Origin of the sequence: Paraburkholderia mimosarum LMG 23256 = NBRC 106338, from assembly GCF_000739815.1 — a bacterium.
GTDB classification, from domain to species: domain Bacteria; phylum Pseudomonadota; class Gammaproteobacteria; order Burkholderiales; family Burkholderiaceae; genus Paraburkholderia; species Paraburkholderia mimosarum.
The window spans coordinates 1-21,860 of record NZ_BBJJ01000074.1 but is presented as its reverse complement, the minus strand read 5'-3'; the positions used below and the strand labels follow the sequence as shown (position 1 = coordinate 21,860).

The window sequence follows — 21,860 nt, the reverse complement described above, 5'->3', positions numbered from 1 at the left end:
CGTTGACTAGCGGTTGCAGACCATGCCGTCCCACCTCACCCGCGCCGGGACAGAGGTGCATGCGGTGGCACGCGCCGGGACTATGTCGTGGTGCCGCGATCGGGTTCCATGCCGTCCACCCGGAACAGTCCGCTATGTAACAGTACTCCTTTGCCGCCGTTCTGGTCGATCGCTTCCGCGCAAACCGCGCGGACAGAATTTCGGCCGTTTTCGAAAGCAACCATTAAGGCGGATTCCAGAGCGCAATGAGCGCCAAAATGATCTTCGAGCGCCTCGGCGGTCATTGCCGCACTCAACCGGCTCGCCGTCGACTCACGCCGAACGCGCACTGTCGGATTCGCGCCGTCGAAGACCGGCAGGTCACACAGAAGCGCGCGAAAAGCGACGCGCCGTTTGCCGGGCGGGCAGGTTCTTTAGTTACCCTATCAGTTGCGCGAGCTGGCCTAGAATGAATTATTCGAATCGATCGGGAGACAATCGTGCAACTTCATATGGATTCCCATCATTTCACACACGGCCACCTCGACTGGCGGGCAGCCGTGCTGGCAGGCGTCATTGCGGGCGTTGTATTCCTGGCGTTAGGGGTCGTTCTGATGGCACTGATGACGGGCGCAAGTCTGCTGGAACCCCCACGCATGGTCGCCGCGATCATTCTGGGACGAGGCGCATTGCAATCGCCGCAAGCATTCTCGCCTGGCATCGTGCTCGCGGCTTTTGTGGTGCATTTTGCCCTTGCCATCGTATTCACGCTTGTCCTCGGTCTGATCATGACGTCATTCAACCTTGACTCGAGCATGGGGATGGCTTCACTGGCGGGTGGCGCTTTCGCTGTAGCCGTTTACGTGATTAATTTCTACGGCATGACACAGCTTTTTCCGTGGTTCGCAGAAGCGCGCAACTGGGCCAGCCTGTTCGTTCACATCGTCTTCGGTATCGTGGCGGCGAACCTGTACATGAGACTGGAGCGCACCACGTTCCGCAGGATCAAGGCGGACGCGGGCGGCCCGTCGTAGTCCTTTGCCGTGCTGATCGAGTCGCGAGCGGAACGGTGATATTACAAGGGGCGTGCACGTGGCAATCGGGGGGCAGCCCGCCAGCGCTACCGTCACGCAACTGGCGACGCTCAACGCAACTGATGAACCGAGGCGTGGCGGTGCAAGCCGCCGCGCTCAGCCGCATTCCCGGGGCGTTGGCCGACCGGATCGCCGCGTCGGTCGTCACGCGCTGACAAGCTGGGAATGCCGGTACATTCCGTCATTCGACGAGGAGCGTCGCCTCGAGCGTGTGATATGGCGTCCCCGACGCGGGACTTTCGATCATGTACGCATATTTCAGGCGGTCGTACGGACCTGACCCGTTCGACGGCGGGGGAGAGGGGCCGAGCCGCGAGTGGCGCATCAAGCGCAACTGCTCCCTCACGCCGCGGCAGTCGCTCGCCGCGACCGTGTTCCTCATGGCGCTGGTCCTCGCAATCGGCGTGGCAGCGGCATTCGCATTCGGCGAGTGGCTCGCGCTGCCATTCTCAATGCTTTGCACCGTGGCCGTCGGCATCGCCTTTATCGCCTATTGCAGGCACGCGACGGACGGCGAGGTGCTGACGTTCGCTCCCCCGTTCGTGATCGTCGAAGTACACGAGCGCGGACGCCGCACGATGCATTGGATGAATGCGGCCCGCCTGGCCGTGTCTCTCGGCGACAACGATGGCGCCGTCTATCTTTGCGACGGCTGGCAGCGTATTCCCGTCGGACGGCAACTGCCTGCCGCCGCCCGCGCGGAGTTCGTGCGTCAATTGCGGCGCTTTATCGTGGCCGACTGTTGACATGCCGGCCGATGATCGCCCGGCATGTGGGTTTCACCGCAACACGCCGAGCGCCCCGACGATGCCGATGCCGCATGAGTTGGGCTTTGACTTGTTCACGCGTGACCGCAAAGGGGCAGATGAAAGACAACGGCGCACGACAGACTTTCGGGCTGACATTTCGTGGCGGGTCCATGTACTCCCTCGGCCGGCGGCCTGTGCAACACAGGCGGTAGAGACGCCCATCGGGTTCACCCAGGCCTCTCGTCAACAAGACGACGTCTGGGACCATGCCGCCTGCACCTCGGCAATCAGTTCCGCCGAGCGTCCTTGGTAACGCGGTGAAAAGTGGAACGGCACAACCGCCCGGGCTCCGATCCGGCGCGCGATCAGACCGGCCTGGCGGGCGGTCAGGTGATTCTTGCGCAGGCCGTGTGCCTTGTCTTCGTCAAGAAAGACGCCCTCGATAAAAAGCTGGTCTACGTCGTGCATCAACTGAAAAAGCGTCTCCACGTTCGATTCCGTGTAGCGCAAGTCCGTTACATAGCCAATGCGCTGCCCAGGGACAATGGCGAGAATCAGGTGCCGTAGTTCCGCGACCTGTCGAGTCATCGCGTGATCGCCATGCCGGTCGCGCCACAGCACCCGAATGGGTGCCTCCTCAGGTGCGCCCGTCAGCACCGCATGTTGCAGTTCGCGGAGCCACGCGCCCGCGGACACGCCGAGCGTCGCGAGTTGGTCCTTCGCGACCTTGACGCGGGCCTTCTCCTCGATCACGTACGCAACGCACGGGATGTCATGATCGACAAAGCGGCCACGTACGCGAAAGGTCGCTTCGTCGTGCACCACGTCGTCGGATCGCTCGTAAACCGCGTCTGCTTCGCGGGCAAACCGATTTCGACTTGAGAAAAGCGCGCGCCGTCCGCCACCGCCCGCTCCGATTTCACGCGCGTCGATCACCAGCTCGACCTCGTAACGGTGCACCACGTTCCACGTATAGGCGCGCAGCTTGTGTTCGACCTGTTCAAGGAAATCGGGGCCGCCGAACAGGACAATGCCAGCCTTGCGCCCGAGCGTTACACGCAAGAGATAATCGAAGCCGCAAAAATGGTCCATGTGCGTGTGGGTAACAAAGACATGCGATAAACGCATCAGTTGGCCAGGCAGCAAACTGCTGATATCGCCGAGATCGAAAAGGAGAGCGCGGCGTTCGTCGCGAAAGTCCACATACAGACCTGGATCGCCGAACATGTCGTTGACAAGCCGGGGTTCGAAAAGGGCGTGCATGGATCGGTCCCGCACCGTCACACCCTACCGGACAAGCAATATGCAACGAGCGCGTTGCCCTCGGTCATGGGTGCAGCGCACGTGCGATTCCGGCACACGTATGCCGCGGCCCGGCCGTCGACCGGGTGGCACTCCCGGCCGATCGGCACGTCTTCTGCAAACGCCAGCACGCGCGCGGGGAGGTAGGCGCGGTGAACGCCAGTTGCAAGCTTTGCGGCTGAAACTTTCTCGCCTGCAAAGACGATCCCGAGCGGGCCGCGCTGCACGAAGTCCCTCGCGGCCATGAGGTGCGCGAAAGCGGATGGTACTTTGCCTGCTGCGGTTTCGTATCTCCGGAATTCGTGTTCGGCGCGGTCAAGGTAGAGATCGCGCCCGGTGAGTGCATGCAGACGCACGAAGGCAAATGCGGTTGATGAGATGCCCGACGGTGAGGCACTGTCGTATGGGGCACGGGGCCTGTGCACCAGGGGCTCGCCATCGCACGGTGTGAAATACAGCCCCTCCTCCCAGAACTTGTCGAGGATGAGGGTCGCAAGCTCGATCGCGCGATCGAGGTAGTGCCTGTCGAAGCATGATTCGTAGAGGTCGAGCAGCGCATTACAGAGAAAGGCGTAGTCCTCGAGGAACCCCGGTACCTTGGCTACGTCGTCCTTCCAGACCCGGAATACGCCGCCGTCGGCAAGTGTCAGTTTGTTCTCGATAAAACTGGCGGCACGCTTTGCCGCGCTGAGATACCCGGGGACACCGGTCGCCTGGAAAGCGGCACAGAGCCCCGCGATCATCAGACCGTTCCAACCGGTGAGAATGTTGTCGTCACGGGCCGGGCGCACACGTCGGGCGCGCGCGGCCAGCAACCGCTCGCGCCAGCCAGCGAGCTGCGCTTCCTCCAGCGCGTCCAGCTCGGCCGCACGGTGGAGTACCGAGGCACCGTGCTCGAAATTGCCGCGTTCTGTCACACCGTAGGCACGGCAGGCCAGTGCGCCTTCTGACTCGCCAAGGACTGCCTTAATCTCGGCGGGCTTCCAGCAATAGAATTTGCCTTCCTCGCCTTCGCTGTCGGCATCTTCGCTGGCGTAGAAACCGCCTTCCGGGTGCGTCATGTCGCGCAGAACATAGGCGAGGGACTCCTCGAAGATGCAGCGCCATGTTCGCTTGCCAGTCAGGCGATAAGCATCAGCATACAGCTTCACAAGCTGGCCATTGTCATAAAGCATTTTCTCGAAGTGCGGTACGGCCCAATGCGCGTCGACGCTATAGCGGGCGAACCCGCCGCCGAGCTGGTCATAGATGCCACCCGCCGCCATGCGGTCGAGTGTGCGTTCCAATGCGTCAAGCAGCGTGGGTTCGCGGCTTCGTTCATAGACGCGCAGCATGAGGTCGTAACAGCTCGGATTGGGGAACTTGGGCGCGCCGCCAAGCCCCCCATGAGCCGGGTCAGTCGCCCGTGCCAAGGCGCGTGCTGCCTGTGCAGGCAGGTCTTCGACAGTGGCGGTTGAAACGCCCTGGTGTGCCTGATCAAGCTGCCGGAAGCCCTGCTGGATCTGCACAATGGTGTCCTGCAATTGATCCTGCCGATGCCGCCAGGCTTCACTCAGGGCTACCAACAGGTGCGCGAACCCGGGGCGGCCGTAGCGATCGTCCGGCGGGAAATAGGTGCCGCCGAAGAACGGCTCTCCCCGCGGCGTGAGAAACACGGTAAGCGGCCAGCCGCCTCCTTGTCCCATCATCTGGCTGACCTGCTGGTAGATTTCATCGATGTCGGGACGCTCCTGCCGATCGACCTTGATGTTGACATAGCGCTCATTCATCTCGGTGGCAATGCGCGGATTCTCGAAGGACTCGTGCGCCATGACGTGGCACCAGTGGCACGCCGCGTAGCCCACTGAGAGAAGGATCGGCCTGTTTTCCTCGCGTGCACGGCGAAACGCCTCGTCGCTCCACGGATACCAGTCCACCGGATTGTCCGCATGCTGGCGAAGGTAAGGCGAGGATTCTGCAGCGAGCCGGTTTGCCATGTCGGCCTCCATCGGGGCGCGCCCACTAGCGCTCTTGACCAATTTGGGCAGGGTCACGTGCCCTGCAATTGCGCGGCCAACTGCGCCGCGCTCATCGGACCGTCTGGTTCATCGACCACTATGGTGCAGGTCGGATGTAGCCGTCATTAGAGAGAAGGCAATCGGAATTGCGCTTCGAAAGCTCCAGCCTCACGTCGGCATCCCGGATGTGCGGACGGCCGTGTCGTCGATATCGCTAATCCGTCGCAACTCGGCGCGAATGGTGGCGTCATCAAGTTCGTCCAGCGGTAGCTGGACGAACGCCTCGACCCTGCGTCGAATCTGCTGGAAAACCTGTTCGAATGCAGCACGTTTGCTTTCATCCTCGGCCTCCACGGCCGCGGGGTCGGAGAAGCTCCAGTGTGCTGATGCAGGATGGCCGGGCCACAACGGACATACCGCGCCAGCGGCTTGATCGCACACGGTGATAACGAAGTCCATCTGGGGCGCACTCGGTTCGGAGATGGCGAACTCGTCCCACGATTTGCTGCGCAGATTCGCCAGGTCGTACCCAGTCTTGCGCACCTGTTCGATGGCGAAAGGATTAATTTTTCCGGTCGGATTACTTCCTGCGCTGTACGTGCGAAATCGACCTTTCCCCAGCGTGGCGAGTAGCGCCTCCGCCATCACGCTGCGCGCCGAGTTGCCGGTGCAAAGAAAGAGCACGTTATACGTCCTGTCATTCATGAACGGCTCCCTGAAGAAACGGTCGAGAACGTCGCGCCAGAGGGGCGGTCCACGTATCGATCTAACAGTCTAGTCCCGCCAGGTGCGCTGCGGGGAACGTGGGAGCGGCGACCGTGTGTTCCGACTGTGTATTCCTTCACGCAGCGGACCGTCACAGTTGACCGTCGAACGGCAGGAAAGGCCGAACCGCTGCCTCGTGGAATGCCGGCGGGTTGTCGAATCAGGAAAAGCGGCTCACGCTAACACCATACGCCGCGCACTGACCCGTGCCGACGAGCGACACTGACGAAGGGGCTAAGACATGGGCCCGGTCGATATTCAGCTAATGGAAGTGGCAGGCGGCAAGGCCGTGGAAATGTGGACCCAGGGCGTCGCGATTGAGGAGGCGGCTCGCCGGCAACTGAGAAACACGGCCCGCATGCCTTTCGTGTTCAGGCACGTTGCCGTAATGCCGGACGCGCACGTGGGCAAAGGATCGACGATCGGCAGCGTGATTCCGACACAAGGGGCGATCATCCCGGCGGCGGTGGGAGTCGATATCGGCTGCGGGATGATGGCGGTTCGCACGACGCTCACGGCCGCGGACCTGCCCGATTCGCTTTCCGGCGTGCGCGGCGCGATCGAGCGAGCGGTTCCGCATGGCGGTGCGCCGGGGCGGCGCGACCCGGGTGCATGGTCGCGTCCGCCGCCGGCCGTCGACGACGCCTGGAGGCTGCTGGCGCCCGGTTTTCAGCGCATCGTCGACAAGTATCCTTCCCTCGCGCGCACGAACAACCACGCGCACGTGGGCACGCTCGGCACCGGCAATCACTTCATCGAAGTATGTCTTGACGAAGGTGACGGCGTCTGGTTCATGCTGCATAGCGGATCGCGTGGTGTAGGCAACGCAATCGGGAGCCTGTTCATCACACTGGCCCAGGCCGACATGCGTCAACACCTTGCGAATCTTCCGGACAAGGATCTCGCGTACTTCAAGGAAGGCAGCCGGCACTTCGATGACTACGTGGAGGCGGTCGGCTGGGCACAGCGCTACGCGCGAAGCAACCGTGAGGTCATGATGAATGCCGTGATCGACGCGGTGCGCGCGACTATCGGCAAATCCTTCGCGATCGATGAGCACGTGGTGAACTGCCACCACAATTACGTGCAGAAGGAACGGCACTTCGGCGCCGACATCTTCGTAACGCGTAAAGGGGCGCTGTCGGCGCGAGCGGGCGAGTTCGGTATCGTTCCCGGATCCATGGGGGCGAAGAGCTTTATCGTTCGCGGCCTCGGCAATGAAGAGAGCTTCTGCTCATGCAGTCACGGCGCCGGGCGCTCGATGAGCCGGAAGGAGGCCAAACGGCGCTTCACGGTCGAGGATCAGATCAGTGCGACGCTGCATGTCGAATGCCGAAAGGATGCAGGGGTCATTGATGAAATTCCGATGGCCTATAAGGACATCGACGCGGTAATGGCCGCGCAGCGGAGCCTGGTTGAGGTGGTACATACGCTGCGGCAGGTGGTTTGTGTGAAGGGTTAGGCCGTGACTGGCTTGCGGCCAGCGCGCTGCCGTGGTGGGTGTCCGGAGTCGCATCGAGCGATCGCGCTACGGCGCCGACTCGCTAACGTCGGCCACGCGGACCGGATCCCCGACTACCGCCAGAAAGACTGTATCGGGTAGGTACCAGGCTCGAAGCGCGGCGAGAGGATGTGTGCCTGCCTGCGGGTCGTAATTCGGAGCGGTGCGCAGCCTGCTGCTTCGGCGTCGCGGTCTCAATTTGCGCGAGATCCGGATTTACAAGCTCGGCAGCCGGTTGAATTCATCGAAGCGGGCGAACGGCGGTGGTACTTCTGTCACCTCAAATTCTTCGACGAGCGCTGCGGGCATTCCTTCTCTGAGCCACGCGCACATTTCGGCAAGTTGCCTGGGGGAGCCCTGAATCATCGCCTCGACGGAGCCGTCCATGCGGTTGCGCACCCAGCCAGTGACAGCCAGGGCTCTGGCGCGGCACACACAGGCTTCGCGGTATCCGATGCCTTGTACCTGGCCGTGCACCCGCACCAGCCAGGTCTCGAGCATTCCGACGTCTGAGTTCATAGAAGGTCTTCTGAGTCGCTGGTAGAACGTTGCCGCGCGATGTGTGGCTCCCCGGGGCGGCCGGTTCAAACCTCTCCACGTCCGGCTTCGGTAGCGTTATCCGTCGGCGGTGAACCCCACCTGCGTGGCGGTACGGATCGCACTATCTCCCTGTAGTGGAGCGACAAACACGGCCCCCTTGCCCGATGCCTCCGGCGCGCGACGTGCCACGACAAACTGCAAGTCGACACCAGCATCCAGCATCCCGTAAGACGCTCAACACCTTCGCAAGGCCACCCGGTTTATCGTCGATGGTAGCCGCCCAAACATCGACGCGTTCTACGCTCAGTTCCGTGGCAGTCCCTCCCACCTCGGATCTCATCAGAAGAATCTACTTTACGAACGGCACGCGGGAAAAGAAATGCGACCCACAAAGGCGGCCTTGGCAAAGGCGATGGAAGGCCATGTCGTTGCCGAAATGCTCGGCACATTCCAGAAATAACCCGCAGACCTTGCATTACGCCGCCTGCCTTGCCTGCGTGCCGTCCGTGAAATAGATTTTCTAATGAGATCCGAGACGGGAGGGACTGCCATGGAACTGAGCGTGGAACGTCTCGATGTTTGGGCAGCTACCATCGACGACAAACCGGGCGGCCTTGCAAAGTTATTAAGCGTCTTGCGAAACGCGGGTGTCGACTTGCAGTTCATCGTGGCAGGTCGCACGCCGGAGGCATCGGGCAAGGGGAGAGTGAAGGCTCGGGGCTTGGCCTGCGCGCCGAGGCCTCAATAAGACCTTTTTTCGGCAATTTTGTCAGAACGCTGCCGGGGCGTGCCACGCCGCGGCTTTATCGTCCGACCGCTTTGCGCGCGACGTGATAGTCCCGGGAGGCCGTATTTGAAATAGCGGTTGTGTTGGCTGTTTCAAGAAACCAAACCAATCGAACTTCGTGGAGTACATAGATATGAAACCGCTCAAAGTCGCGGCAGCTATCGCCGCGGTTCTCGCATTCGGATATGTCCAGGCTCAAGATATGGCGCCTGCAACGCAGCCCACAGGTCCCACCGTGTCTTCGACAGACTCTGTGGGTGGCGTGACCGCCACGAGGAGTGACGCTGGTGCTCCAATGGGAAAGACCCGAGCCCAAGTCAAGGAGGAGCTTCAACAAGCACGCAAATCGGGCGAATTCGACCGCATCAACGCGGAGTATGGGGGGCAATAAACCAAGGTGCTGCTCGCACCGGTCGGGTCTGAGGCATCTCATCCTGGTCGCCAACTTTCATACGCGGTCCTGGAACAGGTCAGGGATGCTGCCGCGAGAACGCAGACGTTGAGAGCAAAACCGAGGACCCGAAAATAGCAATGAAGGACGCGGGAATTATGATGGCGACGTCGTCTGACGGATTAAGCCTTGCGCTCAACTCGCCTTCAGGCTGACGCCGGCATCTACTTCTTTGCAAAGAGGCGAGCGGCTGCGGCTCGATACCGCGAGCCGAAGCGAGCCGCTGCGCAGCGACCAAGCGCACGACGACCATACGCACGTTGACCGCCGGCGGGTGCCGCCGTATTTCTCGCACAACACGTTGTATTACGGTGAACGAACATATCCTCACGAGTTCTGCCTCGGTTTCATCATGTTGTCCGCTGGTAGCATGCCCGGTAGGGCCTCCACAAATAAATCCGTCTGTAACACAGCGCCAGCCTGCACGTCATACTGAGCAAAGTCCCGGACGCCCGCAGCCAGCAGGACTTCGTCGTCGAGGAAAAAGTTGCCCGAGCATTCTTTAGCCGGGCGCGTCAGGATATAGTGAGCCGCGTCAGCGACTATCTCCGGCTTGCGACACGCCGCAAGCATGTCCGTACCACCAATCTCGTTTCGCACGGCAGTAGTCGCAATCGCGGTTCTTGGCCACAACGAATTCACGGCTACGCCTTGGTCCTTGAACTCACCAGCTAGCGCCAGCGTGAACAGGCTCATCGTGTATTTTGCGATGGTGTATGCCGGAAAGTCCTTGAACCACTTTGGGTCGGTGACTAGCGGAGGCGATAGCGTCAGGATGTGTGGATTCGCCGAATTGAGCAGGTGAGGCAGGCAGGCCTGGGCACAGACAAACGTGCCCCTGCCGTTCACCCCGTGCATCAGGTCGTACCGCTTGACGGGTGTATCCAGCGTTCCCGTCAGTCGGATGGCGCTGGCATTGTTCACGAGTATGTCGATACCGCCGAACACCTCAACGGTCCTGGCAACCGCGTCCTTTACGCATTCCTCATCGCGGATGTCGACGATAAGCGGAAGCGCCTTTCCGCCAACCGCTTCCACGGCAGCGGCCGCCGTATATATCGTGCCCTCAAGGCGCGGGTCCGGGTCGGCTGTCTTGGCTGCAATCACAACGTTCGCGCCGTCACGCGCCGCTCGGAGTGCAATGGCAAGTCCGATACCGCGACTGCCGCCTGACATGAATAGCGTCTTGCCGGCGAGGTTCATGGCTGTCTCCTGAATGCCTGGATTCAAGCGGTGCAAATTTCGCCGCACCCGTCGTGGTCGGTGCGTGCAGGCGGGCTGGCCAGGCAGTGACCTCACCCATGTGCGTCGACCCAGGCGCGAGCCCAAACCAGGCCTGCACGTTGAGCGTCCTCTTCGCTATCGAAATGCCCCAGGACGCCTGATGCCTCCACCAACTTCCCACCCATCGTGATGGTTCCGCTTGCCGCGCAGCGCTCCGGCAGCAGTATGTCTTCCTGCTGGAGGATGGCGTGCCCCCACACCCTATAACCATGGTACATCTGTGACTGCATCAGCGAGTCACCTCCGCAGATGCTCCTCGAGCCGTGACGCGGAGCATTTCGGGCGCCTGTTGTCGCGTAGCGTCTCCGATTCAGGCGAAAACCGGCACGTTTTGTCGCGTAGAGTCACAGAAACTGGATTTATCTCACCGGAGGAACCGATGTGCACAAACTACGCGGCGGCGCGCCGCGACCGGATATTCAAGCAGTTCGGCGTCGAACCGCCCGATAGCTTTCGGATGCGCAAGGTCGTCTGGAGGCGGCGAGGCACAACCGGGACGAGTTCCTGGCGATGCTGGCACATGAGCTAAGGGCACCGCTTGCGCCTATCCATACAGCGGTCGAAGTCCTCGCAAGAGCGGAGGCGACGGACACCCAACTCGCCTGGGCCCAACAGATCCTGCGTCGGCATGTCCGCTACATGAGCCAAATCGTCGACGACCTTCTATCGACGTCTCTCGTGTCTCGCGGCGCCGTGCCGCTGAGTCTGGAGCCGGTCCGGTTGCGGGACCTCGTCGACCGTGCAATCGAGCTCAGCGAAGCAGCCCTTGAAAAGCGTGCCCACACCCTGACGGTTGATGTGGACGAGGCCCTCTACGTGGATGCCGATACGACACAATGCCCGCTGATAATCGCCCATTTGGTGAAAAACGCGGCGACCTACACGCCCAGGCGGTCGTATCGACGTAAGCGTCCAGGCTGGCGAGACGGAGGTCGCCCTCCGGGTGCAGGACAGCGGCATTGGGATTGCCGCCGCCGACCTGGAGGAAATTTTCGAGCTGTTCAGACAGACCGAGCGCTCACTGGCGTGTTCACCCGGAGGAATGGGGCTGGGGCTGACGCTCGCGCGCAAGCTGGCTGAATTGCACGGTGGCGCATTGGTGGCTCATAGCGAAGGACTGGGTTGCGGCAGTGAATTCACACTGACGTTACGCCGCGTCGCGCCGGCGAGCGCTTCCGCCGTCGGGGAGGGCGAGGATGCGGTGACGGCAGTACCGCCCATGTCGATACTCGTGGTCGATGACAACCGCGACACCGCAGACGCGATTGCGCTTTATTTCGAACTGTCCGGCCATGAAACGCGGGTCGCCTATCGTGCCGCCGAGGCACTCTCTATCGTGGCCAACTGGACGCCCGACATCGTATTGAGCGACATCGGACTGCCGGACATGGATGGGTATGAACTGGTCCGGGCATTGCGCAAACTGGAGCGCCTCCAGGCGACAACCTTTGTGGCGATTACCGGTTGTGCCGACGACAGGGCGGCGGCCGTCGAGGCGGGCTACGTTGCGCATATGCCCAAGCCTGCGGATGCAGGAAGACTTGAACAGTTTCTGATGAAGCGGAGGGCGAGCAACAGACGTTCGCCATAAGTGAGTGAACTGAAGACGCTCGCTGTTTTCGGTGAGTGGTCCGCGACACGCGGCCATTCAGCGCCTTTCGGGCGGACGTGTGGCCATACTGAAGCCTTCCACCCTGGAGGGACGGTTGTGCCCTTCGGCTAGCTTGCCGGGCACAACGGCCATGTACGAAGGTGACGCGTCGCGCAATTCGCTACGCAGCCAGACGCTCCCACGCCATCGCCGGCAACGTCGGAGCAGGAGGAAACACTCGCCAGCAGCCGTCATCGTGCCTAAAGAAGAACAGTGCGAGCTTCTCATTGTCGTGCAGGGTCTCGACGCACACATAACGCCTTCCGCCCGAGAGCGTACGACCGAACATGGTGACCCTGACTGTCTTGAGACGGTTGAACTCAAGCCATTTTTCCACTACGAAGCGTAAGGAATGCTCTCCAGTACTGGTCATCTTATCCTCTCCGTCCAGTGAGAAGGCGCATCCAGACGCACGGCGCCCCGGCACTCGTATCGACGCAACATGCATGCCAGCGGTGCTTGTCACAAAGAGAGCGAAGAGCCACAGCGGTGAAAACCCAAGAACGCTGCAGCCGACTTGCGCTTCCCGTCCATATCGTTCAGTTGACCGCCGCGCGGCCTGATTACCAGGGGCGGATGCGCGAGCAAGAGCCATCGGACGTATCGAAGTGAGCCGGCTGCTGCGGATTCCCGGCGACAGGCGACAGCTGTGTTGATGTGTTTGCTTCGAAACGATATCAATGGCATCCACGCTGCGCTCCTGTTCCATCTGGCACGAACGACTCACCTCGTCAGCGGAGCTGTTAGGTTGTAGGGGTGAGGGGTGAGGGCCGACTGCCCAGCTGCGGAGCCGAGGGACAGTCGGGCTTTTTTGGTGCGGCTCAGGGAGCGTGTTTGACACCAAATGCAGTTCCGGGGGTATATGCTCCGGGCCACGGAGAGCTGCTTTATAGTCTCAAGGTGCTAATTCCGTTCACGCGCGAGCGTATCGTGGGCACACTTCATCAGAGTTCTAAATTTTTATCGGTTTTTGGCCGTAAACAAACTGGTCATACCGGCATGGTGTGGCCGCGCTCCGGAAGATTCAATGGAGCGATGCTACCGCGCCGGTGAGCATCACGACTTGTGTTATTGCGAATCGAGTGCGTCGAGGTGCGCTTGCGCAATCTCGTCCGGGTGCTGGCAGTGGTACGCGTCGTAAAGCTGTGAGCACAGGCGCGCCAACGCCGCAAGATTCACGGCCTGGTCTGCGTGTTCCACCTCCTCCGCGCTAAGTATGTCGTCGAGGACTGGAGCGAGACGGCGCAGTTGCCGGAACGCTGTGACGTCTAGTTTCATGTTGCCCCTCCCGCGGCAAAGCGATAGAGTGCCCTTGGACTGACCGACTCCAAGGCTCCACCTGCGTTCGATATGTTGCTTGATTTGGACTGCGAACTGTAATGAATTTATGATGTTTCTCGTCAGGACCCGCGCATGGAAGGGCTGGTCTGCACGAGGGCGCCGGTTCCAAAGCTACTTCGGTGTCAGGGGGCTGACTGGCCACGTGCTGTTCCGATGTTTCCCCGGCAACATTAACCGTGTGTCATGCCCCGGTTCAGGGGGATGGCTGTGGCGAAGGCAACGGCTATTCCGAGAGATGTACTTCGAGGAACTTGCCCCGTCTTCCTTCCCGATGTTCGTTACTAAAAAATGGCGTCCGTTCGGAGGCCAATAAGTGCGTCACAGTCAGTTTTACCCAGTGCCCGGTAGGTACGAACATCTGCACACGCAGCGCCTTTTCGGATTCCAGTGAGGTTCAAGCGCAAACATGGGTTGAATCCTCCTGGATCAGATTCGCGCGGTGAACAAGTTGCGGCTGGTCAAGATGGAAGGCTCAGTTGCCGATAAAACGTTGTTGGACACCCTGCGCACGTTGCAGGATGTCTTTGCGGAATAGTCAAACATGCCATGCGGAACTGGAGTTGACCCGCTTTCGTGGACACCTATCCTTTTGTTCAGGAGGTGCCCATCATGGGAAAGCACCGCAACCCATACCCGCCCGAATTCCGGGCGCAGCTAGTCGAGCTGGTTAAAGCCGGGCGAACGCCAGAGGACCTGGCACGGGAGTTCGAGCCCACCGCACAGACCATCTACAACTGGGTGGCACAGTCCGATCGCGACGCGGGCAAGCGCCATGATGGCCTGACCACGAGCGAGCGTTAGGAGCTCACGCGGCTGCGCGGAAAGGTGCGCCAACTCGAGCTTGAGCGCGAGATTTTGTCAAAAGCCGCGGCCTGGTTTGCACGGGAGACCGTAACCGTACCCGGGAAGGGTTCGCGTTCATGAAAGCGAATCAGGCCAAATGGCCCATTGCGACGATGGCTCGGCTGCTCGGGGTCTCCGCCAGCGGCTTCTACGCGTGGCTTGAACGCGCGCCATCGAAGCGAGCGTGCAGCAATGCCGAACTGCTCGCGCGCATCCGTGTGATTCACGCCCGCTCGCGCGGCACCTACGGCATGCCTCGCATTCATTTCGAACTCACCGAGCAACGCGTGCATGTTGGGCGCAAACGGGTTGCCCGCCTGATGCGTCTGGCGGGCCTATGCGGCGTGCGCCGCCGGCGCTGGATCTCGACCACCCGGCGCACGGCCCGCGCCAGACCTGGTGCAACGACATTTCAGCGCGGACGCGCCCAACCGGCTGTGGGTAGCAGATGCGACCTATGTGCCGACCGCTGAAGGGTTCCTCTATCTCGCAGTGGTGCTCGATGTGTTCAGCCGCCGTATCGTGGGTTGGGCGATGTCAGAGCACCTGTACACGTAGCTCATGCTCAGGGCGCTCGATATGGCGCTCGTGCAACGCCGTCCCGACGACGTCGTCCATCATTCCGACCAGGGGTGCCAATACACATCAATTGCCTTCGGCCGCCGCTGCCGTGAGGCTGGCGTGCGTCTGTCGATGGGGAGCGTGGCGGATTGCTTCGACAACGCCTTGTGCGAGAGCTTCTTCCCGACACTCGAATGTGAATTGCTCGCCCGCACACACTTCGAAACCCGCGAACACGCACGGCAAGCGGTGTTCTCGTGGATCGAAGGTTGGTACAACGTCAGCCGTCGTCTTAGCAGCATTGGCTACCGCTCGCCGATCCGCTACGAGCAAGTTCAGGAAGAACAAAACCGAATCTGCCTCGCTGGCGAGTTGTCCACCGCCGGTCGGCGTCGTGGTCGTAATAAGCGACCCGCCGACCGACCGTGGACAACTCGCGGCAACCCCAAACCGGAGGAAATCAGCACATTCGAAATTCAACTGCTTAACCGTCCACGGAAGTGGGTCACCCCCAGACATTTTGTGGCGCGGCGATTGCGTTGAGCGCGGCATGCCCTGTCGACACGTCAAGCTTTCGCAATTTCGTCTCGCCATTCAGGGCGCCGGCGAGAAGTTCAGTCAGTTTCGATGCGGCGCTGACTGGCTCGATGACTAATTGAAGTGTTCCCCCACACGGTAAGCCGAAGCGGTGCGCCTCGTCGGCGGTCACGCCATACGTGACAAGCTCCGGACGAGTCGATGTCAAGTTATGTTGCCTTCGGGATGTCCGGGCGGGTGGTGACGTCCGGAGCCGGCGAGAGGTCGTCGGTGTTGGTTTCAAAACGGTGATGGTCAGGCATTGCGGGACTGTCGGACGGCTCGTGAACCGACGAGGCGCTGAATCGGCGTTGCATCGCACCGATTCATCACCGCACCCTTATTTTGTCGCAGGTGTCGCCGATGCCATTGGTCCCCGAAGAACTCAAAGGCTGGGCATCGCGAGCGCGCGGACGGTAACCGGACTAAACTGGAACTGGCAGCAAACCGGGCACCGGTGCGCTACGCCCCAAGGGGTGCGCGGGCCGGTGCAGATCAGCCATGGGCACGAAATCCAGCCTGCAGATTCGGCCGCCGCGCGAGCACGGCCTGGGGACTGCGTTTGGTCTGGCGGCGACCCTGCATGCCGTGCTGCTGGCGCTGGTGATTGTTGGCGCGCGGGGCCCGCAATTTGCGTCCGCCGCCGGAGCGGTTACGTCGTTTCAGGTGGCCGCTGCGGTCCCGCACATGGCCAACCAGGCATGGGCGTCGACAACGGCAGCGCCTGTGCGGCTCTCCGCTGCGAACCGCCGGGCGTCCGACGCGCAGCATCGCAGCCACATCGCCAAAGTCGCGCGACTGCCTGGGTCCGTCTCGCGGTTCGCTCGCGCCGGCGTGGCGCCCCGGGCGCCCCTGGCGGACGAAATGACCATTGCACTGCCAGGAAATCGGCCGGCGCAGCTTGAGCGCGAAGCACGGCTCGCAGCGCTGCAGGCAGTCGCCGGCAGACCTTTGCCAGAAGGCGATGTCGCCGCCGCATCGCGCTATGCCGAAATGGTGGCACGTCGGGTACGCGCCAACGTCGTCGCACCGTTCGATATCGATGGCAACCCATCTGCGGTAGTCGCGGTCAGGTGCACCCCCAGCGGGGCGCTGCTCAGTGTGACGATCGAGCGTCCGAGCGGAAATCCGCGGTGGGATCGCGCCGTGGTGACCGCCGTCGAAAATTCGAGTCCTATGCCAGCGGATGTCAGCGGCAGCACGCCGACGAGCTTTGTCATGACGTTTCGACCGAAGGGGTGATGGACGCGTACAGACGGTCTGACACAAATCGGAGACAGGTAAATGGTCGAAGCTTCCGGATTGAAGCCGGGCATGGTCTTCATGCTTGAAGGTGAACTTCATGGCGTCGCCAGCGCCGGGTACCATGCGGGCGGGGGCCAGCAGGGTAGCGCAGTGTTTGCCAAGGTCAAGAACCTGAAGACCGGGCACATCAGGGAGTTGCGGCTACACCCGGGCGACAGGCTCGAAGAGATCGCGCTCGATCACAAGGAGATGGAATATCTATATACGGATGGTGTCGCCTTCTACTTCATGGATCCCGACACCTTCGAGCAGATCAGTTTGCCCTCGGAAGCCATTGGCGCATACGAAAAATTCCTTCGGCCCAGTATGCGAATCCTGGTCGCGCTTTATGAAGACGAGCCGGCCACCATCGCGTTTCCGCATTCGGTCGAGTTAAGCGTGATGTCCGCGCCGCCGGGCGTGCACGAGCATGCAACCTCCACGTTCAAGACGGCCACGCTCGAGAACGGCATGGAAGTTCTCGTTCCCCAGTTCATCAAGGAAGGGGATACGGTGCGAATCGAGGTCGCGTCAGGAAAATACCTGGAGCGGGTAAGGCGAGAAATGCGCAAGCCATGACTGCGGCGTTTCTTGTTCCTCTTGCTGCGGTGCCATGGATTCGAGAGCGGCGCCGAGAATCGCGCGGACTGATTTGGCTGAAGTTCGGCGCCGAGCGCGCTGACCGAGCGCCCTAGTGTTTACTGATGTTGGCCACACCTGGCGTTCGCGGGCACTCGGCCTGGCATGCGGCCACTACAGCGTGTTCCGAAATGGTGCAAGAGAACCGGATGCGTAATTGGAGGCAATGATGCACGACATTCTCGCGGGTTACGATGGCTCGGTTTCCGCACAGGAGGCAGTCCGCTTCGCAAAAAATCTCGCTGAAAAGGAAGGGGCGCGGCTGCACATTCTTACGGTTGCTCGTCCGCCGGACTGGGGTAAGCTGGCCTACGAGCGGCCTGAACTGCTCGAGTTCGAAAAACGCCACTGCCAGGACCTTCTCACTGAGCTCAAGGGTAAGCTCGGGCTATCCGGGGGCACTGTCCAGTATGAGATGGTTGTCGGGCATCCGGCCAAGGAACTGGTGCTGTATGCCGAGCGACAAAATATCGACCACATCGTCGTAGGGCATCGAGGGCGTACTGCCTTCGATCGTTGGCTGCTGGGTTCCGTCGCGAGGCAAGTGATCGCCTATGCGCCGTGTTCCGTCACGATCGTGCGTGGCCAGCCCGATGCCGCAAAGGACCATCGATGATACGGAAGAGCTACGGCAACATGCCGGCGCACAACTCACGCCAGCGCCAAAGGCCGTTGCCGGGCTGGATTACCAGCGTGCGATCAGGCTGTTCCCGTCGGGATGGCATCGGCGCGCAGGAGCACGCTGGGGCGCGATATTGCTACGTAGTAACACCCATTAGCGGGCCCGGTGTCAAGCGAGAAAGCAATACCCACGACTGCCAAAGCAGGCGTTTTCTCAATGCCCGACTGCAATGGCCGAACGCACCCGTTTCTTCAATTTGATGGCTGCGACGGATCGCGCCAAACACCCATCAGGTTCAAGCGATAGGCAATACAGCAGTTGCCTGTCGCCCTGGCGGTCTGCACCGCCCCAGAAGAACTTTGGTACCGCAATGCGTCCAAGGGGGGATGCAACTTTTAGGGCTGCCGGTAACTCGGCGCCAATCCACGGCTGGCTCACATTGCAGGCGATCCGCTTTAACTGCACATCGGGGACGGCGGGCACGGCATCCCATTCAACTTTTAGGGCTGCAGCTCCAGTTACTACCCGGGGCTTGCCGGCCGCCGTCGAAAGCTTCACGCGAAGCAGCGCGTCATGTCAAATGGTTTGCGCTCCTTCAGAATATGGAAGCATGCGCGTGCGAGCTTGTGCGCTAGCGCCTTGCGCGCGAGAGTCGGGTTCGTCCTGGCTTTCTTGCGCTCGTAGAAGCGCTTGGCTTCGGTGCAGAAACGCAGGGCGAAGTTCGCAGCCTCAATGAAGGCCCAGGACAGGTACTTGTTACCATTCTTGGTGTTGCCTTCACCTTTCTTCTTGCCGTTGCTCATGTGTCGACTGTCCACGCAGCGCGCGTAAGAAGCGAAATTGCCCGCGCTGGCGAAGCGCTCGATGGAGCCGGTCTCAAGCAGAATGACTGTGGCGAGGATCGGCCCGATGCCTGGCACGGTCTTCAGCAGCGCATATTCGGCGCGCGGTCCGACCTTTTCTGCAAGCCGCTTTTCCAGCAGCTCGATCTGCGTGGAGAGCGTTCTGATGACGGCCAGGTTGGCCTGCATCGCCAGTGCAACGTCGGCGGGCAACCCCATGTGATCAATCGTGTTGGCCGTGAGGTCGCGGACTTGTGTGCTCGAAATACGTGCGCCATGCTGGCGAGCCGAGATGTTCTCGATGGCGAGCACGTGGGTCACGCGGCTGCGAACGAGCTGCATGCGTTTCCTCGCAAGATCGCGCACACTGCGCGTCTCCGGTGGGAGGATTGTGCCGGTCGGCAGGATTCCGAGGCGCAGCAGATGAGCCAGATAGCGGGCATCTGTCTCGTCGCCGCTGTGCTTGAGTCCGTCATACTTCTTGATCGCCGTCGTGTTGGCCAGGTGCACGGTGAAGCCGGCGGCCTGCAGTCCGTCCACAAGCCAGTACCAGTTGAACGTTGACTCCACAACGACGCCAGCAAGCTCCGCTTGCCAGGGGGCAAGGAACGCCAGAATCTTCGTCAGATCGTTGGGCAGGCGTTTCTCCGCCATTACCCGGTCGGCTTCATCGATCACGGTGACCACGCTGTTGTTCGAATGCAAGTCAATGCCGCTATAGTTCATATCGGCCTCCATCTGGTTAAAGCGGATTCGCAAACTCACTTTAACCCCGCCGCCCTGCGGGGCGGCGGTGGGAGGCCCGCTAGATGATTTTCAACTCAGGTGTGCTGGTTTGGAAGCATCGTCAAGTAAGGAGGGACGCGAAATGTCAGTCATTGCTCCAGATGAAAGGGCCGATTTCGTCGCCGTCTTGCACCGTCATCACCTTGCCGAGTCCGATTTCGCGTTACAGGAGACAGACACGCCGGACGCGGTGGACGAGGTCTACCCCCTGCACGGCTACGTCACCATCATTCGCCGCGCAACGCTCAGGGAAAAGGGCTACCAGACCGGACACGGCACGGGCTGGACCGCAGAGTTCGACAAGGACCTGACGCGGGGCGCGTTCGGGTGATTTGAAGTCGAGAGGTGGCCCGGCTGGTTGCCCGACTTTCGCCCACCTCTCGTGCAACGCATCCATGCGTGCTGCGCCGCATACCTATAGACCTATAGTTATCCTGATTATCATGCGGAAGTGGGCGGGAAAAGATCAGACCGCCGCGGGATGCTCCCGATCCCGATGATGCTCCGCTGCGATAAACATATACATCGCGGGCACGACAAAAAGCGTAAACAACGTGCCAATCGACATCCCGGTAAAAATCACCAGCCCCATCGCATTACGGCCCGCCGCGCCAGCGCCCGATGCAATCACGAGCGGCAAGACGCCGAGCACCATCGAGGCCGTCGTCATAAGAATCGGCCGCAAGCGCACGCCGGCCGCTTCTTCAAGCGCTGCATGCTTGCCGCGCCTCGCGCGCTGCAGTTCATTGGCGAACTGCACGAAAGGTACGAATACCCGGGACGTGATCGCGCGCGGCTCGCAGGAGCACGGCCGATGGGGCACGGCTCTTTATGACGCGCGCGACAGCAAGACCTTTGGCGGGCAACTCGACCGTTTTCTGGCGCGTCACGCAGCGCACCGCAAGGGCGACTGATTTGGCGTCCGCCCGGACGCCCTATAAGCACGTTTTCAGATCGTGATGCAATATTCATCGCGGCGGGCGTAACCATTTCGGCTTGCCGGCCGAATTGCACTGTGCGCGATGGCGATCTGCGCGGCAACTATAGGAGCTGGCCATGAAATCGAATCTGCGATGTGCCCTGTGTGCGTCTGTTCTGCTGATCTTTGCGGGCATGTCTCATGCCCAGTCCGCGAATGCGCCTTCGGACGCATCGATGTCTCAGGGCGCGATGGCGGCGGCTCCCAGCGGGAAGAAGGCGGACCGCGCGCTCTCCCATGCCGTCCGGCGCGCATTGTCGAAAGCGCAAGGGCTGGATGTCTCCGGAATTTTCGTTCAGGCGAAAGATGGCGCCGTAACGCTGAGCGGCTCGCGATAGCAACCAGATCCAGCAGGCCGAACAAGTCGCGCGCTCGGTGCAGGGCGTCAATTCTGTCACGAACAAGCTCACGCTCTTTCACGGCGGCAATGGCTGAACACACCGCGACAGCAGACCGCCTGGCGTAATGTCGTGGCCAGGCGGCGAGCCGGGTTTCGTCATTCTCTGCTGGACTGCGCTGCGGCTTGCTCGATCAGCTTCGCGACTTCGGCCGGATGCGACATGTAGGCCACGTGGCTCGACTTGATCTCGACCGTCTTGCTGCCAGCGCGCTGGGTCATGAAGCGCTCCAGATCGGATTGATCGCGCGGTCCGCGGTCGCCACGAGGGCCCGGTTCGGCTTCGTTGTCCACGCGGCGTGCGTGATCGGGGCGCGGAACGCTATTCGGGCCACCCGGTGTGCGCCGCCGCCGCGCTCGCGAATCCGGCGATCATCGGAGCGCGACAAGTTCGTGGAGAACGCAGCGCAGGTGGGCTCGTACTGGGGGGCAGCATAATAAGTGATCAAATGGGAGAGTCTTGATTCCCGTTTGAGATTGATCTAGAATGGGAGACATGGAATTCCCATCTGGGATGGAGCGTATCATGTCCCTGAATCAACCGTCCGGCCGTCATTCGGCCGCGCGTCCGGGTGCCGCACATGCCGGCAAGGCCTTGGTCGGCTCTGGCAGACCCGGCGCCCACGCTGACGATATCGAAACGTTCCTCGTCAGGTTCGACCCGCTCGAGCAACGCCGGCAGATCCGGGAAGGCATGGAAGCGGCGATCATCGAGCGCGTGGCGAAGGAGCTGCTGCACGTGCCGGTGCAGACGCTGCTCGCGAGTCTCAATCTGCCGAGTTCGACGATCCTGCGCAAGATGGCGCGCGCAGAGCGCCTGTCGCCAGCCGAGTCGGATCGTGTTGCGCGCGTGCTCTATGTGCGCCAGCTTGCTGTCGAGGTGTTTGAGG

Annotated in this window: 24 protein-coding genes and 7 pseudogenes; 17 read left to right on the top strand and 14 right to left on the bottom strand. The window is 61.3% G+C overall.

The genetic code is table 11. The features are described 5' to 3' along the window. Window positions 1-80: 80 nt before the first annotated feature. A complete protein-coding gene (locus BMI01S_RS39515) occupies window positions 81-329 on the bottom strand; it encodes a DUF1488 family protein (RefSeq protein ID WP_238328045.1) in 249 nt (82 codons plus the stop codon). A 150-nt stretch (window positions 330-479) separates the two neighbouring features. Between BMI01S_RS39515 and BMI01S_RS30835 the strand changes: the two genes are divergently transcribed. Further along, window positions 480-1,013, top strand: a complete 534-nt coding sequence (locus BMI01S_RS30835) for a hypothetical protein (protein ID WP_028214020.1) — start codon at window positions 480-482, stop codon at window positions 1,011-1,013. A 305-nt stretch (window positions 1,014-1,318) separates the two neighbouring features. Further along, the gene (locus BMI01S_RS38335) at window positions 1,319-1,819 is read left to right on the top strand and encodes a DUF2244 domain-containing protein (protein ID WP_051381534.1); all 501 of its coding nucleotides are present in this window, start codon (window positions 1,319-1,321) and stop codon (window positions 1,817-1,819) included. A gap of 246 nt (window positions 1,820-2,065) precedes the next feature. Here BMI01S_RS38335 and BMI01S_RS30825 read toward each other — a convergent pair whose 3' ends face one another. From BMI01S_RS30825 to BMI01S_RS30815, 3 genes are all read right to left on the bottom strand, one after another. Next, window positions 2,066-3,085 carry a ribonuclease Z gene (locus BMI01S_RS30825; protein ID WP_028214019.1) on the bottom strand — a complete coding sequence of 340 codons (1,020 nt, stop codon included), beginning with the start codon at window positions 3,083-3,085 and terminating at the stop codon, window positions 2,066-2,068. A 17-nt stretch (window positions 3,086-3,102) separates the two neighbouring features. Further along, window positions 3,103-5,100, bottom strand: coding sequence for a thioredoxin domain-containing protein (locus BMI01S_RS30820; protein ID WP_028232360.1), 1,998 nt, complete (start codon window positions 5,098-5,100; stop codon window positions 3,103-3,105). Between the two features lie 189 nt (window positions 5,101-5,289). Next, on the bottom strand, window positions 5,290-5,826 hold the full coding sequence (locus tag BMI01S_RS30815; RefSeq protein WP_028214017.1) for an arsenate reductase ArsC: 537 nt from the start codon (window positions 5,824-5,826) through the stop codon (window positions 5,290-5,292). A gap of 301 nt (window positions 5,827-6,127) precedes the next feature. Here BMI01S_RS30815 and BMI01S_RS30810 point away from each other — a divergent pair, with 301 nt between their 5' ends. Beyond that, the gene (locus BMI01S_RS30810) at window positions 6,128-7,348 is read left to right on the top strand and encodes an RtcB family protein (RefSeq protein WP_028232361.1); all 1,221 of its coding nucleotides are present in this window, start codon (window positions 6,128-6,130) and stop codon (window positions 7,346-7,348) included. Between the two features lie 255 nt (window positions 7,349-7,603). On the opposite strand, the gene BMI01S_RS30805 is transcribed toward BMI01S_RS30810, so the two are convergent. Next, complete coding sequence (locus BMI01S_RS30805) at window positions 7,604-7,906, bottom strand: acylphosphatase (protein WP_028214015.1); 303 nt, start codon at window positions 7,904-7,906, stop codon at window positions 7,604-7,606. A 111-nt stretch (window positions 7,907-8,017) separates the two neighbouring features. Next, window positions 8,018-8,267, bottom strand: a pseudogene (locus BMI01S_RS43880) (hypothetical protein); the annotation flags it as partial. Between the two features lie 210 nt (window positions 8,268-8,477). Here BMI01S_RS43880 and BMI01S_RS44155 point away from each other — a divergent pair. Further along, a pseudogene (locus BMI01S_RS44155) lies at window positions 8,478-8,636 on the top strand (amino acid-binding protein); the annotation flags it as partial. A 211-nt stretch (window positions 8,637-8,847) separates the two neighbouring features. Continuing rightward, a complete protein-coding gene (locus BMI01S_RS44150; protein ID WP_028214013.1) occupies window positions 8,848-9,105 on the top strand; it encodes a DUF4148 domain-containing protein in 258 nt (85 codons plus the stop codon). Window positions 9,106-9,492: 387 nt separating this feature from the next. Here BMI01S_RS44150 and BMI01S_RS30785 read toward each other — a convergent pair whose 3' ends face one another. Together BMI01S_RS30785 and BMI01S_RS43310 are read right to left on the bottom strand one after the other, a co-directional pair. Next, a complete protein-coding gene (locus BMI01S_RS30785; RefSeq protein ID WP_028214012.1) occupies window positions 9,493-10,368 on the bottom strand; it encodes an SDR family oxidoreductase in 876 nt (291 codons plus the stop codon). Between the two features lie 92 nt (window positions 10,369-10,460). Then, window positions 10,461-10,679: a hypothetical protein gene (locus BMI01S_RS43310; RefSeq protein ID WP_028214011.1), complete on the bottom strand. Its 219-nt coding sequence runs from the start codon at window positions 10,677-10,679 to the stop codon at window positions 10,461-10,463. 241 nt (window positions 10,680-10,920) lie between these two features. On the opposite strand from BMI01S_RS43310, the pseudogene BMI01S_RS44145 reads away from it, so the two are divergent. From BMI01S_RS44145 to BMI01S_RS44135, 3 genes and pseudogenes are all read left to right on the top strand, one after another. Beyond that, window positions 10,921-11,112: pseudogene (locus BMI01S_RS44145) on the top strand (histidine kinase dimerization/phospho-acceptor domain-containing protein); the annotation flags it as partial. A 232-nt stretch (window positions 11,113-11,344) separates the two neighbouring features. Then, window positions 11,345-11,590 (top strand): annotated as a pseudogene (locus BMI01S_RS44140) (ATP-binding protein); the annotation flags it as partial. A gap of 78 nt (window positions 11,591-11,668) precedes the next feature. Continuing rightward, window positions 11,669-12,040, top strand: coding sequence for a response regulator (locus tag BMI01S_RS44135; protein WP_342964513.1), 372 nt, complete (start codon window positions 11,669-11,671; stop codon window positions 12,038-12,040). A 181-nt stretch (window positions 12,041-12,221) separates the two neighbouring features. Here the strand turns inward: BMI01S_RS44135 and BMI01S_RS30770 are convergent, their stop codons facing one another. Together BMI01S_RS30770 and BMI01S_RS30765 are read right to left on the bottom strand one after the other, a co-directional pair. Further along, window positions 12,222-12,473, bottom strand: coding sequence for a hypothetical protein (locus BMI01S_RS30770; RefSeq protein WP_028214007.1), 252 nt, complete (start codon window positions 12,471-12,473; stop codon window positions 12,222-12,224). A 695-nt stretch (window positions 12,474-13,168) separates the two neighbouring features. Next, window positions 13,169-13,378, bottom strand: a complete 210-nt coding sequence (locus tag BMI01S_RS30765; protein ID WP_028214006.1) for a hypothetical protein — start codon at window positions 13,376-13,378, stop codon at window positions 13,169-13,171. A 435-nt stretch (window positions 13,379-13,813) separates the two neighbouring features. On the opposite strand from BMI01S_RS30765, the pseudogene BMI01S_RS43305 reads away from it, so the two are divergent. From BMI01S_RS43305 to BMI01S_RS30740, 5 genes and pseudogenes are all read left to right on the top strand, one after another. Further along, window positions 13,814-13,976: pseudogene (locus BMI01S_RS43305) on the top strand (type II toxin-antitoxin system PemK/MazF family toxin); the annotation flags it as partial. A 74-nt stretch (window positions 13,977-14,050) separates the two neighbouring features. Next, window positions 14,051-15,178: pseudogene (locus BMI01S_RS39505) on the top strand (IS3 family transposase); the annotation flags it as partial. Window positions 15,179-15,922: 744 nt separating this feature from the next. Next, on the top strand, window positions 15,923-16,663 hold the full coding sequence (locus tag BMI01S_RS38320; protein WP_028232364.1) for an energy transducer TonB: 741 nt from the start codon (window positions 15,923-15,925) through the stop codon (window positions 16,661-16,663). A gap of 42 nt (window positions 16,664-16,705) precedes the next feature. Beyond that, the gene (locus BMI01S_RS30745) at window positions 16,706-17,284 is read left to right on the top strand and encodes an elongation factor P (RefSeq protein WP_028214003.1); all 579 of its coding nucleotides are present in this window, start codon (window positions 16,706-16,708) and stop codon (window positions 17,282-17,284) included. A gap of 226 nt (window positions 17,285-17,510) precedes the next feature. Beyond that, window positions 17,511-17,960, top strand: coding sequence for a universal stress protein (locus tag BMI01S_RS30740; protein WP_238328044.1), 450 nt, complete (start codon window positions 17,511-17,513; stop codon window positions 17,958-17,960). Window positions 17,961-18,179: 219 nt separating this feature from the next. On the opposite strand, the gene BMI01S_RS41205 is transcribed toward BMI01S_RS30740, so the two are convergent. Next, complete coding sequence (locus BMI01S_RS41205) at window positions 18,180-18,524, bottom strand: hypothetical protein (RefSeq protein WP_154671398.1); 345 nt, start codon at window positions 18,522-18,524, stop codon at window positions 18,180-18,182. Further along, a complete protein-coding gene (locus BMI01S_RS30735; RefSeq protein ID WP_028232365.1) occupies window positions 18,521-19,534 on the bottom strand; it encodes an IS110 family RNA-guided transposase in 1,014 nt (337 codons plus the stop codon). Before BMI01S_RS30735 ends, BMI01S_RS41205 begins: the two co-directional genes overlap by 4 nt. Window positions 19,535-19,676: 142 nt before the next feature. Here BMI01S_RS30735 and BMI01S_RS30730 point away from each other — a divergent pair, with 142 nt between their 5' ends. Further along, window positions 19,677-19,925 carry a hypothetical protein gene (locus BMI01S_RS30730; protein WP_028214001.1) on the top strand — a complete coding sequence of 83 codons (249 nt, stop codon included), beginning with the start codon at window positions 19,677-19,679 and terminating at the stop codon, window positions 19,923-19,925. A 135-nt stretch (window positions 19,926-20,060) separates the two neighbouring features. Here the strand turns inward: BMI01S_RS30730 and BMI01S_RS30725 are convergent. Then, a pseudogene (locus BMI01S_RS30725) lies at window positions 20,061-20,357 on the bottom strand (efflux RND transporter permease subunit); the annotation flags it as partial. A 19-nt stretch (window positions 20,358-20,376) separates the two neighbouring features. Here BMI01S_RS30725 and BMI01S_RS43300 point away from each other — a divergent pair. Beyond that, complete coding sequence (locus BMI01S_RS43300; RefSeq protein WP_255217832.1) at window positions 20,377-20,508, top strand: hypothetical protein; 132 nt, start codon at window positions 20,377-20,379, stop codon at window positions 20,506-20,508. 142 nt (window positions 20,509-20,650) lie between these two features. Further along, window positions 20,651-20,911 carry a BON domain-containing protein gene (locus BMI01S_RS30720; RefSeq protein WP_306303743.1) on the top strand — a complete coding sequence of 87 codons (261 nt, stop codon included), beginning with the start codon at window positions 20,651-20,653 and terminating at the stop codon, window positions 20,909-20,911. Between the two features lie 158 nt (window positions 20,912-21,069). Here the strand turns inward: BMI01S_RS30720 and BMI01S_RS43875 are convergent, their stop codons facing one another. Beyond that, window positions 21,070-21,192, bottom strand: a complete 123-nt coding sequence (locus tag BMI01S_RS43875) for a hypothetical protein (protein ID WP_272945670.1) — start codon at window positions 21,190-21,192, stop codon at window positions 21,070-21,072. Between the two features lie 304 nt (window positions 21,193-21,496). Here BMI01S_RS43875 and BMI01S_RS38315 point away from each other — a divergent pair. Continuing rightward, the coding region (locus BMI01S_RS38315) for an antitoxin Xre-like helix-turn-helix domain-containing protein (protein WP_052408453.1) at window positions 21,497-21,860 on the top strand (364 nt) is incomplete at its 3' end.